The sequence below is a fragment of the Serratia ficaria genome, from assembly GCF_900187015.1.
GTDB lineage: Bacteria > Pseudomonadota > Gammaproteobacteria > Enterobacterales > Enterobacteriaceae > Serratia > Serratia ficaria.
In genome coordinates, this window is sequence record NZ_LT906479.1 from 1,711,709 (window position 1) to 1,725,029 (window position 13,321).

The following is a 13,321-nucleotide window of genomic DNA, read 5'->3' on the forward strand; positions in this document are numbered from 1 at the left end:
CTTGGCTAACTGGTCATCATACTATTATCTGATATTGGGAATTTCTTGGGTTACATACACCCTCTCTCAGCACTTTCTGATTGCAATTGTTTAATTGATGAAGGAAAGTGGGCAATTTTTATAGGTCATTAAATAATTATGAGTCTACGAGAAAAAACGGTGCGGGGAGCTAAATGGTCTGCAATTTCCACCGTGATCATTATAGGCCTCAGTTTTTTACAATTGACATTGCTTTCACGTATGATTGAGCGAAGTGAGTTTGGCCTTCTGACCATAGCCATGGTCGTGATCGCACTTGCTGACACTATTTCAGACTTCGGTATATCAAATTCAATTGTTCAGAAAAAAGACATTACAGAGTCTCAATTAACCACGCTATATTGGTTAAACGTCGGGATTGGATTTACGGTTAGCGTTGTCACGTTTTTAACCAGCGGCTTGATTGCTGATGCCTTAAATGCACCAGGGTTAGAGCCATTGGTTAAAATAATCTCCATTGCCTTTTTGCTTATCCCGCATGGGCAACAGTTCCGCGCTTTGATGCAAAAGGAGCTTGATTTTGCTACTATCGGTAAAATCGAGTCATTTTCCTATTTCTTGGGCTTCGCGTTTTCTCTCGGCTTTGCCACTATCTACCCTTTCGCCATTGTTGCGATCTACGGGTATTTAATTAACGCTTTGGTAAGAACGTTATTGTTCGCTTATTTCGGCCGCAGTATTTATCGCCCCAGCATGAAGTTTTCATTTTTCGAGGTGAAATCTAACATCAAGTTTGGCGCTTATCTGACCGCTGACAGTCTTGTCAATTTCCTCAATACCAACGTTTCAACAGCTATTTTGGCACGGACATTAGGTACGGTTGTCACCGGGGGCTATAACCTGGCTTATAATGTCGCGGTTATGCCGCCGACCAAGTTAAACCCCATTATCACGCGTGTCTTATTCCCTGCGTTTGCAAAAATTCAGGATGACAGTGCCAAGTTGAAAGACTCTTTCTACAAACTGATTTCTCTGGTTGGTATCATCAACTTTCCGGCATTGCTTGGCTTGATGGTGGTTTCTCATAGTTTTGTGTTGTTTGTTTTTGGCGAGCGCTGGCTGTTCATTACTCCTATTTTGCAAATTCTTTGTGTCGTCGGTCTTCTTCGTTCTATTGGCAATCCAATAGGCTCTTTGCTGATGGCCAAGGCCAGGGTTGACATTAGTTTTAAGTTCAATGTGTTCAAAACATTGCTTTTTATCCCTAGCATGTTGCTTGGCGTTAAGTTAGGTGGCGCTATAGGGGTTGCACTGGCATTTTTAATCGTCCAGGTTATCAATACTTACCTTAGCTATTTCATATTGATTAAACCAGTGCTTGGCCCCAGTTATCGTCAGTACATTGATAGTCTATGGTTGCCATTTAAATTAACGGTGCCGACCATAGTTGTCAGTTGGTGTGTTGGGTATTTTATGCCTCCTCAGGTATCGAATGCCGTTAGTTTATTTATGCAAATATTTCTTGGTCTTTTTGCTTTTGCTATAACAATTTACTTCACTAAGGCGCCGTTGATTAATGAAGTGAAGTTGCAGCTAATTAAAAGTGAAAAATTACGTAAAATTTTCAGGGTGGAATGTTAAAGATGGAAAGAATGCAAACTTTAAAAGATAACTTGTCCGTTATTGAAAAGGTTATACCTAAAGGTAGCGAAATAATTTATCTTGATTATCCCTTGCATTTGAATGTTGGTGATTTATTGATTCTCAAAGGGGCAGAGCAATTCTTTAAAGAGAATAATTATAAGGTCATTTCTCGTCACTCTGACCATACCAGCATGCATTTTGTCGAGCAGACTGATTCTATTCCGGAAAATGTTATTATCGTCCTTCACGGCGGTGGGAACTTTGGCGATCTTTATCCAGCGCATCAGAGGCTTCGCGAAGCCGTTGTTAAAAAATACAAGAAAAATAAAGTGGTTATCTTACCGCAAACTGTCCATTTCAAAGAGAGCAGCAACCTGATAAAGTCGGGTGAGATATTTAAACAGCACCCTAATCTGACGATTTTTTGTCGAGACACCAATAGCCAGGAGATCCTTAAAAAACACTTCTGCGATAATGTGTTCCTCTGCCCTGACATGGCGCAATCACTGTGGAACATTTTCCCTCAACAAAAAGAGGGTGATGTAAAAAAGAAAACCATGTGGATGATCAGACGAGACATCGAAAAAACCGATCTCTCTGTTCTGGGTGAAAATGCCGATCCCAATGAGTTCGTAGACTGGTACGATATTTGTTCAGACGGCGACCGTCGTTTTATGAAGACTATGCACCTGTTCGAAAAATTGAACAAACGAATTCCAGGAAATCTCTTCCCAGCTAATACCCTTTGGTATTGGTATACGGATAAATTAGTTGCTCGTGTTAACTCTCTTTTCATGTCTCATGAGTCAGTCGTCACTTCACGTATGCATGGTCACATCCTGTGCTGTTTATTGAAAATGCATACCCAGCTTATCGATAACTCTTATGGCAAGAACTCTGGTTACTATGAGTCCTGGACGAAGGGTGTTCCTGGTTGTGAGCTGATTAAAATATGATGATATCCAACGATTCCGTAAAAATCTCGGTAGTTATACCTGTTTATAATGTCAAGAAATATGTAAAACAGGCGGTAGACTCTATTCTTGCCCAGTCTGTGGCCCCCTATGAGGTCATCATTGTAGATGATGGTTCTACCGATGGTTCCGGCGACTTGCTTGAAGAACTCTATGGTCATCTTGAGGTTGTCAAGATCGTTCATACGACAAACCATGGTTTAGGTGAGGCGCGTAATGAGGGCAGCCGTCATGTGACCGGTGAGTTTACCTATTACTTCGACTCGGACGATATCGCGGTTCCGACATTGTTGGAAGAATTTATGCTGGCATATCAGCGTAATTCTGACCTGGATATCTTCTGTTTCTCGGCAGACTCCTTTTTTGATACGCCGAACAACTCCAATCAGCCATTGCCGTTCTATACGAGAAAGATGGATAAAGATTTTCCTGATGGTGTTGCCGCGTTCAACACCTTGTCGGCGTATGGCACATTCTATCCTAATGCCTGGATGTATGTTTTTCGTTCTAATTTACTTTCTAAGCATGATCTAAGATTTAAGCCTATAATCCATGAAGATGAAGAGTTCACGCCTCGGTTGTTCTTCAAGGCTGGGAAGGTCACAGCATCAAATAAAATCCTGTTTAAGCGCAGAGTGCGAGCTGGCTCTATTATGCAAAGCAATCGCAATGAGAAAAATGTGATTGGTTATATTGAGAGTATTAATGCATTAGAGTTGCTACGAAGCGCAAGTGAAAGCAAAAAGACAAAAAAACATCTTAGCGATAGAATTTATACTAACATTATCACCATCTCAAATATTATTGAATGTGGTCACATATCTCTTACTGATGATCTTAATGTTAAACTTGTCGGAATTAAAGAAAGAAACAAGAGTGTGTTGATTTATCTGGCTAAACTAAACCCTCGTGTTTATAGATTGTTTTATTTAATCAAACGTAGGTTAACCAGGCCAATCTACGCCTAAGCCTAAGAAGTACCATTTCAGGTTTAGCCCTTATTAATAATGTAAGGGCTTTTAAATTCACAAAAAAGGATTTAATCTCTTTTGTCATTGACCTCAGGATGCTCAGCTTTTTATATTTATTTTGGAGGTAACATGAAATTATATCCTACTGCAAATGTTGGCGCTTATAGTCTTTCCTGCTTGTTTTTTATCGTGAGTTCACTGCCAATGTGTGCAAAAGCGGCTGCGACTCAAGCTCAATATTATGCAGAGATGAAGAAAACCCGTGAAGACCTAAGTGATGACACTTCAACATATGTCTATAATAAGCTTATGAAACGTGAGCTTTCACGCAGTTCGGACAATGATGGTGTAGATTTTGGTGTACACGGGATGGAAATACCCGCGGTTAAATCGACGGGTGATTTGAAAGCGATCGATAAGGCATTTGAACTTCTATCTCGTACCGGGGTAAATAGTTTACGCAGTGCAGAAACCGCGTGGCACCGAGTCGCTGATGCTAATGGGGACCCTACTAATTTTAAAGAGGTCGATTTCCAACTGAAGGAAGCTAAAAAGTATGGCATGAGTCATAATTTCCTTTTCGGTTACCCACCAGCAAAATACACAGTTTCTCATAATAAACTTTCTGCTGTTGATCCCAAGTATTATGACAAATATAAGAATTACCTCAATGTCACCTTAAAACATCTTGAAGGTTATGATGTCAAATATGCTGAGTTAGGCAATGAGGTGGATGCGCCGAGCGTTTGGTGGATTAAATCGACCCCGGCGATGTATGTCAATGAGATGAAAATGCTCAAAGAAGCCATTCAGGCCTCAGGGCAAAATATTAAAACGGTGGCTTTTGCAGCGACATACTCACGTTCAGAGTTTAAAGGTGGGTTAGACGGCGGCCGGAGATTTGTCGATAAAAGCTTTAAGCTCGGTATAGATAAGTATGCGGATGCTTACTCTATTCACCACTATGTTTTCGGCGCGGATAATTTGCCTGGCTATATGCGGGATATGGCGAACAAATACGGGGGCGGCAACAAACCTATCCTGGATACGGAACAGCTCGATACGGCCTCGACGGGTCGATATCAGTCAAATCCGTATGACCTGGTGAAGCTATTTGCACGCGGTTTCTATTTCTATGATATGAAAAGAGTCGATTATTATTTGGCTCAGGATCGATTCTTGAACGGCAAGCTGTACTACTTCGGTTTGTTTGACGAGAACTGGAAGCCTAAATTACGCTTACTGGCTTATGCCATGGCAGTCGACGCAATGAAAGGGAAGCACTTGCTCTATATGGCTAGCCCGCAGAAAGACGTTGAGGCCTATGTTTTACAAGCCAACCCTAACACCAAGGGTAAAAAATACACGATTCTCATGTGGAAAAACCCGCCCAAAAATGCGCGCGTAACGCCGGCTACGGTTACCGGGATTAGAGGCAATGTCTCTATCGAACAGTGGAACCTGGATGTTGAGAATAAGGCGGATATTTCGCAGGGAATTAAAGTAGACGATAAACCCATTGCCATCTATACCGACGAAAAACCGGATTGGCAAACGGTCAATAAGTCATCATTTGCTGCCAAGTTGCCGGCCATGGCCGTCAGTCGCTCCCCGATGCCAAATGACAAATAAATTACGTGACCGAGAATTTTTGATGTAAAACGCAAGTGAAAAATTTTTAGCTGTTGACCTAACGAGGGCAGAGTAAAACTCTGCCCTTTTTTTATTTTTTAAGCGTTGCCCCGCAGTCAAGCCCTTTCTTATTTTTCGACGGTATCCCGGGTTAATCATTAACCATGTAACGTTATAATTTTTTTGTCTTTCTTCCCTCCCGACCTTGCCTAATCTCAAACCCTCTACCATAGTTAATTCCAGTTCTAGCACTCCGTTTCAGCAGATTGTTTTATAACCTGTTGAGAGGGATTTTGCCGGGTTAAGCCATTAACTGTAAACAGTAAACCATAGGTTTAAGAGGGATTAGTGTGACCCCAACGTTACCCTATAATGAAATTGCAGCCGTCGTGCGCGCTCGCAGCAAGGTGTTCTGGACCTTGGGTATTTTTACTGCGTTAATCAACCTGCTTATGTTGGTCCCGTCGATTTATATGCTGCAGGTCTATGATCGCGCGCTCCCCTCGCGGAATGAAATTACCCTGTTGATGTTGACGCTTATTATGCTGTCCATGTTTGGCGTAATGGCATTGCTGGAGTATGTGCGCAGCATGGTGGTCATTCGCATTGGCAGCCAATTGGATATGCAGCTCAACACGCGAATTTATACCGCAGCCTTTGAGGCTAATCTGAAAAACGGTTCTTCAGATGCCGGGCAAATGCTGAACGACCTCACCAACGTACGGCAGTTTTTGACCGGCAGCGCGTTGTTCGCCTTCTTTGACGCCCCGTGGTTCCCGATCTATTTGCTGGTTATCTTCCTGTTTAACCCGTGGCTGGGCCTTTTCGCGTTGGTCGGCTCGCTGTTGCTGGTCGGGTTGGCGGTGTTGAACGAATGGCTGTCGCGCAAGCCGCTAGGCGAAGCGAGTAAGCTGTCAATTATGTCCAGCAGCCTGGCGAGCACCAACTTGCGTAATGCGGAAGTGATCGAAGCGTTGGGGATGTTGCCGAATTTAAAGCGGCGTTGGTTCAACCTGCATAAAAGATTCCTCAATAACCAGCGAATCGCCAGCGAGCGCTCGGCGCGCGTGACCTCCATAACCAAGTTTGTGCGGCTTTCTTTACAGTCCCTGGTGCTGGGGCTGGGCGGCTGGTTAGCGATTGATGGGCTGATCACGCCCGGCATGATGATCGCCGGCTCTATTCTGATGGGGCGCACGCTGGCGCCTATCGAACAAGTCATTAACGTTTGGAAAAGCTACAGCTCTTCCAAACTCTCATATAACCGCCTGGTTCAATTATTAAATGCGTATCCGCAGCGCGGGGAGGGGATGTCATTGCCGCGTCCTCAGGGCGCGTTGTCCGTTGAGAACGTGACGGCAACGCCGCCGGGCTCGCAAGCGAATGCCGTGCTGCACAACGTCAGTTTTGCGCTGCAGGCGGGGGACGTGTTGGGCATTATCGGCCCGAGCGCTTCGGGAAAGTCAACGCTTGCTCGGCTGTTGGTAGGGATCTGGCCCGTCTCTGCAGGCATAGTCCGGCTCGATGGCGCCGACATTTATCAGTGGAATAAGGATGAACTGGGTCCTTATATCGGCTACCTGCCGCAAGACATCGAGTTATTTGCCGGCACAATCGCCGAGAATATCGCCCGCTTTAATGACATCGACTCGGAGAAAGTCATCGAGGCCGCCCAGCTGGCGGGCGTGCATGAAATGATCCTGCGCTTTCCCAACGGCTACGACTCGGTCATTGGCAATGGCGGCGCCGGGCTTTCCGGCGGGCAAAAGCAAAGGATCGGTTTGGCGCGCGCCCTTTATGGTTCCCCGTCTCTGGTGGTGTTGGATGAACCCAACTCCAACCTTGATGACATTGGGGAACGCGCGCTCAATATCGCCATACAGACGCTGCACCAACGTAAAACGACGGTGGTGTTGATCACGCATCGCACCAATTTGCTCTCGATGACCAACAAGCTGCTGGTGCTGACTAACGGTCAGGTAAATGCATTTGGCACTACGCAGCAGGTTATACAGGCGCTGTCACAGGCACAAAAAGCGCCGGCGCAGCAGCCGGTGGCCCAAGCGGTGAACAGTGAGCTTGAGCAGGAAAATTTGCCAAAAACACAAACCCATTAACATGAGTTTTATTTCGACGTTTTGTCGGCAGCGGTCAAAGGAGCAGTAATGTCTACGCAGATTAATGAGGCAAAGGGCTCATATATTAGCGAAATGCCTCTGGATGAAAGGCGCTATACCCGTATGGGATGGCTGGTCATCCTGATTGGGTTTATTGGTTTTCTGGCATGGGCTGCATTCGCACCACTGGATAAAGGGGTTGCATCATCCGGCTCGGTGATTGTATCCGGCAATCGTAAAACGGTGCAGGCGCCGGCGAGCGGCATCATTAACAATATTCTTGTGAAAGAGGGCGAAAAGGTTAAAGCCGGCCAGATATTGGTGCAGCTAAGCCAGACGCAGGTTCAGGCGCAGGTCGATTCATTGCGCGACCAATATTACACCACCTTGGCGTCGAGCGGACGACTGTTGGCGGAGCGCGACGGTCTGAAAAGCGTTACTTTTTCCCCGGTGCTCCAGGCAATCCAGACGCAGCCGCGTGTCGCTGAAATACTGGCCCTGCAAAATCAGCTGTTTGTTTCCCGGCGCCAGGGGCTGCAAAGCGAGATCGATGGTTACAGGCAAGCCATGGATGGGATCCGTTTTCAACTGAAAGGTTCACAGGACTCGCTGGTCAATAAGAAGATCCAGCTATCAACCTTGCGTGAGCAAATGAACAGCATGAAGTCGCTGGCTGCCGACGGGTATTTGCCGCGAAACCGCTATTTGGAAATTCAGCGCCAATTTGCCGAAGTTAACGGCAGCATGGATGAAAGCCAGGGGCGTATCGGCCAATTGCAAAAACAGCTGCTGGAAACTCAACAAAAAATCGAACAGCGTATGGCGGACTATCAGCGCGAGGTCAGAACGCAACTGGCGCAGACGCAGATGGAATCCAGTGAATACCGCAACAAACTCGAAATGGCGAACTTTGACCTGGGCAATACCGCCATTACGGCGCCGGTCACCGGTACGGTGGTTGGGTTGAGCATCTTTACCCAAGGGGGCGTCGTCGCGGCGGGGGATCACCTGCTGGATGTTGTTCCAAGCCAGGCGAACCTGGTTGTCGATGCTCGCTTGAAAGTTGAACTGATCGACAAGGTTTATAACGGGTTACCGGTCGACCTGATGTTTACCGCTTTCAATCAAAATAAAACCCCGAAGATCCCGGGTACGGTGACGTTGATTTCCGCTGACCGCCTGGTGGATAAGGCCAATGGCGAGCCGTATTACCAAATGCAGGCTACCGTTACGCCGGAAGGCATGAAGATGCTGAATGCGGAAGAGATCAAGCCAGGCATGCCGGTCGAGGTGTTTGTTAAAACGGGGTCGCGCTCGCTGCTGAGTTATTTGTTCAAACCTATTTTGGATCGCGCTCATACTTCATTGACTGAGGAATAATTTTGATTCGATTAAAACGACAGGCTGCTGGTCTTGCCATTAGCACCCTATTGTTTGCGATTTCTGCGCCGGTATATTCAATAGGGATTTTAGACGCATATTCGCTGGCACTTGAGAAAGATCCGACCTTCAGGGCGGCGATAAAAGAGAAAGAGGCGGGGGACGAAAACGAAAATATCGGCAGGGCGGGGCTGCTGCCGAAGGTGTCGCTCAATTACCAGAATTCGCCGCGTAACTGGCAGACGCAAAAGTATCCGCAAAGCGATTTTTTTGGCAACGTCTCAGAGACGACCAAGCGCCAGCAATACCGCAGTTACTCCAGCTCGGTAACGTTGACGCAGCCGCTGTTCGATTATGAAGCCTACGCGCGCTATAAGGCCGGCGTCGCCCAAACCTTGATGTCGGATGAGCGTTACCGCGGGAAATTGCTGGATCTGGCGGTGAGAGTGATCAGCGCCTATGTCGAAGTGGCCTATTCCAAGGATCAAATCGCCTTGGCCGAAGCGCAAAAGGCGGCTTACAAAGAGCAGCTGACGTTGAACGATCGCTTGATGAGTGCGGGCGAAGGCACCATTACCGACGTTTCGGAAACCCAGGCGCGCTATAGCCTGGCGGAAGCCCAGGTGATCGAAGCGCGTGATGCGTTGGATTCGGCCCAGCGTGAGCTGGAAGTGATTATTGGCATGCCGTTGGATCAGGTCGATGAGCTGCAGGTATTGCGCCCGGGGAAATTCCAGGTGGCGCCGCTTATCCCGTCAAAATTTGACGAATGGCAAAAGATTGCTTTGGAGAATAACCCCGCGCTGGCGGCGTCCCGTCACGGCGTTGATGCGGCGAAATATGACGTGGAGAGAAACCGGGCCGGCTTTATGCCGCAGGTGCAGCTCTACGCTTCGCACTCGGAGAACGATTCCAGCAGCGATAACACGGTAAACCAGAAATACCGTACCGACAGCATCGGCGTGCAGGTCAGCATGCCTATCTATTCCGGCGGTGGGGTTTCGGCGTCGACCCGCCAGGCTGCGGCGCGATACGGCCAGGCGATGTATGAGATGGATGCGCAGACCGGCACTACGCTGAACGATTTACGCAAGCAGTTCAATCTGTGCATCAGCAGCCGCGCCAAGCTGGCGGCTTATGAACTGGCGGTGAAATCTGCGACCACGCAGGTGACGGCAACGCGGCAAAGCGTGCTGGCTGGGCAGCGCGTTAACGTTGACGTGCTCAATGCCGAACAGCAGCTGTACAGCGCGCAAAAGGATCTGGCCTCGGCGAAATACACTTACATCAAATCGTGGATCACTCTGCTGAGCGACTCGGGAACGCTGGATGAAAACGACGTGAAACGCGTAGCGCAATATTTCGCGCGTTCGCGCTAGCCCGCGCCATGCGCGACAGAAAGAGCAGCGTTGCGCTGCTCTTTTTTATTGCGGCTGAGCGGAGGAGTGAAGGCGAATTTCCCCGATAACCGTTTGACTTGAAACGGGTTGTCAGCCTCGGTTGGCGCAGCGCCTTCGATCAGGAAGCTTCTGACTGACTTGCTGGTCAGAATGGAGTATAAATCATAATTTCAGCGCTATGGGAGCGCGTAGGGAGTTGTTATGGCGATTTTAGTCACTGGCGGTGCCGGTTATATTGGTTCTCACACGGTACTGGCCTTGCTGGCGCGTGGTGAAGAGGTGGTGGTGTTGGATAATCTGTCGAATTCGTCAGAGGAATCCTTGTCTCGCGTGGCAAAATTGACGGGCAAATCCGCTGCGTTCTATCAGGGGGATATTCAGGATGCCGCATGTCTGAATGGCATCTTCAGCGATCATGACATCACCGCAGTGATCCACTTCGCGGGATTGAAGGCGGTCGGCGAATCGACGCGTAAGCCGCTCGAGTATTATCAAAACAACGTAGCCGGCACTTTGGTGTTGCTGGATGCGATGCGCCGGGCCGGAGTACACCGCTTTATCTTCAGCTCTTCAGCCACCGTGTATGGTGCCAACTCTCCGGTGCCTTATGTGGAAACCACGCCAATCGGCGGCACCACCAGTCCTTATGGCACCTCCAAGCTGATGGTGGAACAGGTCCTGCAGGATTTTGCTAAAGCCGAGCCGCAGTTCTCCATCATCGCCTTGCGTTATTTCAATCCGGTGGGCGCCCATGAGTCGGGCATGATTGGCGAAGATCCTAACGGCATTCCCAACAATCTTTTGCCGTATATCTCTCAGGTGGCGATTGGCAAGCTGGAAAAACTGGGCATCTTTGGCGGCGATTACCCCACCAAGGACGGCACCGGCGTTCGCGATTACATCCATGTGATGGATCTGGCGGAAGGCCACCTGATGGCGATGGATCACTTAAATAATATTGAAGGGATCAAGGCGTACAACCTGGGCGCCGGGGTAGGGTATTCCGTGCTGGAGATGGTGCAGGCGTTTGAAAAAGCGTCAGGCGTCGCTATCCCCTATCAGATATTGCCGCGCCGCGACGGCGATCTGCCGGCATTCTGGGCCGATGCCAACCTGGCGAAAAACGAGCTGGGCTGGGAAGTTAGACGCGGCGTTGATGAAATGATGCGCGATACCTGGAATTGGCAAAGCAAAAACCCGCAAGGCTACCGCAAGTAACGTTTCCCGATCCCTCAAATGCATGATTGCGGTCAGAAGACTGCAGTCATGTATCCTATAAGATATATCCTCATTTGCTATCATCGATAAAATGACAATTATAATAACTATTTGATTGATAATGATTTTGTATGTAATGAATTTTTTTCTGCATGTTTAATGAACGTTCATTTTCAGATAAGCCTGAAAGAACAGATAATGTACAGGTGTTTTGATAGGTAAGGTGATAGCATACGCAGCAAAAATATTTATGCTGTTAGCCTATATACCCCGTCAGGATGACAAATGTGTGACACCGCGTGCCATACAGGGGGCCATCGCAACGGGCTTGTATGGGAAATTTTATTTAATATCAGTCAGTTGGTAGCTGTTGAGCCAAGGGCGGTAGCGTGCTTTTCGCTGGCGCCGATGACAGCTGGGTTTATCACCTGTGCAGGTGTTGAAACTGTAACGATAGTGATGAGTCGTTCTGCTGGCTTTTAGCCGGTGAATTGAAAAGACAATAGTAAGCGCAGCAATTGAACGTGATGTATTGGCTTAAGTGGTTGTATTGCTGGAGCTATCTAGCTGAGCGTTATAAAGGATAAAAAATGTTACTACCCGTAATTATGGCAGGCGGCACTGGTAGCCGCTTATGGCCGATGTCCCGTGAACTTCACCCTAAACAGTTTTTGCGTTTGCACAGCTTGCACTCGATGTTGCAGGAAACGTTAAAACGACTTGATGGGGTGGAAATCGGTGAGCCTGTCGTAATCTGTAACGAAGACCACCGTTTTATGGTGGCTGAGCAACTGCGTCAAATCGACATGTTGTCCCATAATATCATTTTGGAGCCTATTGGCCGCAATACGGCGCCGGCTATCGCCTTGGCGGCCCTGAATGCCGTTGCTCAGGGGCAAGATCCCATCATGTTGGTGTTGGCTGCAGACCACATCATCAAAGACAACAAGACATTCCATCGCGCCATCGAGGCGGCGATGCCTTTCGCGGCGAAGCAAAGCCTCGTCACCTTCGGCATTGTGCCGACCGGCCCGGAAACGGGTTATGGCTATATTCAGCGCGGCGAACCCTGCGGTGAAGACTCGGTGGCGGCGGGCGTAAAACGCTTTGTTGAAAAACCCAATCTTGCCACTGCCCAAAGCTATGTGGATTCCGGTGAATATTTATGGAACAGCGGCATGTTCATGTTCCGCGCCAAACGCTACCTGGAAGAGCTGGAGAAGTTCCGTCCGGACATTCTCGAAGCCTGCCGTCATTCTCTGAATGAGACCGAATGCGATAAAAACTTCATCAACGTCAATCGAGACGCTTTTGCCGCTTGCCCGGATGAGTCGGTTGACTATGCGGTGATGGAGAAAACCCACGATGCCGTAGTGATCCCGCTTGATGCCGGCTGGAGCGATGTCGGCTCATGGTCTGCATTATGGGAGGTGAGCCAAAAAGACGATGCGGGTAACGCATTGACCGGTGATACCTTCCTGCACAACACCCACGATTGCTATATCAACACCGACGAAAAGCTGGTGGCTGCCGTGGGGGTGGACAACCTGGTGATCGTTAACACTAAAGATGCGGTGTTGGTTGTTGATAAATCGAAAGTTCAGGATGTTAAGAAAGTTGTAGAACATCTGAAGAAACAAAAAAGAAGCGAATACAGAAGACACCGCGAAGTTTATCGCCCATGGGGCATTTGCGACATTTTGGTGGCGGAAAAACGCTTTAATGTGAATCGCATTACCGTGAATCCGGGAGAGGCGTTCTCTCTGCAAATGCATCATCACCGTACAGAGCACTGGGTCGTACTTTCTGGTACGGCAAAGGTAACAACCGGGGATAAAACGTTCTTGCTTACTGAAAATCAGTCAACATTCATTCCTATCGGGGTCATTCACCGTTTAGAAAACCCAGGGAATATCCCCTTGGAGCTGATCGAAATCCAATCGGGCTCTTATTTAGGGGATGATGACATTATCCGTATTAAAGATCATTACGGTCGTTGCTAATTT

9 protein-coding genes are annotated in these 13,321 nt (G+C 48.0%); all 9 read left to right on the forward strand.

Features of this window, described 5'->3' with window-relative positions; genetic code table 11:
- Window positions 1-138: 138 nt before the first annotated feature.
- Window positions 139-1,620, forward strand: coding sequence for an MOP flippase family protein (locus tag CKW09_RS08180; protein ID WP_095096635.1), 1,482 nt, complete (start codon window positions 139-141; stop codon window positions 1,618-1,620).
- A gap of 2 nt (window positions 1,621-1,622) precedes the next feature.
- On the forward strand, window positions 1,623-2,579 hold the full coding sequence (locus CKW09_RS08185; RefSeq protein WP_095096638.1) for a polysaccharide pyruvyl transferase family protein: 957 nt from the start codon (window positions 1,623-1,625) through the stop codon (window positions 2,577-2,579).
- Window positions 2,576-3,565 carry a glycosyltransferase family 2 protein gene (locus CKW09_RS08190; RefSeq protein WP_231922134.1) on the forward strand — a complete coding sequence of 330 codons (990 nt, stop codon included), beginning with the start codon at window positions 2,576-2,578 and terminating at the stop codon, window positions 3,563-3,565. The genes CKW09_RS08185 and CKW09_RS08190 overlap by 4 nt, the downstream gene beginning before the upstream one ends.
- Before the next feature lie 132 nt (window positions 3,566-3,697).
- Window positions 3,698-5,200, forward strand: a complete 1,503-nt coding sequence (locus CKW09_RS08195; protein ID WP_095096641.1) for a hypothetical protein — start codon at window positions 3,698-3,700, stop codon at window positions 5,198-5,200.
- Between the two features lie 452 nt (window positions 5,201-5,652).
- Window positions 5,653-7,317 (forward strand): type I secretion system permease/ATPase, encoded by a 1,665-nt coding sequence (locus CKW09_RS08200; protein ID WP_408640538.1) that lies wholly within the window; start codon window positions 5,653-5,655, stop codon window positions 7,315-7,317.
- 48 nt (window positions 7,318-7,365) lie between these two features.
- Window positions 7,366-8,697: an HlyD family type I secretion periplasmic adaptor subunit gene (locus tag CKW09_RS08205; protein ID WP_061798496.1), complete on the forward strand. Its 1,332-nt coding sequence runs from the start codon at window positions 7,366-7,368 to the stop codon at window positions 8,695-8,697.
- A 2-nt stretch (window positions 8,698-8,699) separates the two neighbouring features.
- The gene (locus CKW09_RS08210; protein ID WP_061798498.1) at window positions 8,700-10,076 is read left to right on the forward strand and encodes a TolC family outer membrane protein; all 1,377 of its coding nucleotides are present in this window, start codon (window positions 8,700-8,702) and stop codon (window positions 10,074-10,076) included.
- A gap of 222 nt (window positions 10,077-10,298) precedes the next feature.
- Window positions 10,299-11,315, forward strand: coding sequence for a UDP-glucose 4-epimerase GalE (galE, locus tag CKW09_RS08215; RefSeq protein WP_095096644.1), 1,017 nt, complete (start codon window positions 10,299-10,301; stop codon window positions 11,313-11,315).
- A 590-nt stretch (window positions 11,316-11,905) separates the two neighbouring features.
- Window positions 11,906-13,318, forward strand: coding sequence for a mannose-1-phosphate guanylyltransferase/mannose-6-phosphate isomerase (locus CKW09_RS08220; protein WP_061798502.1), 1,413 nt, complete (start codon window positions 11,906-11,908; stop codon window positions 13,316-13,318).
- Window positions 13,319-13,321: the final 3 nt, after the last annotated feature.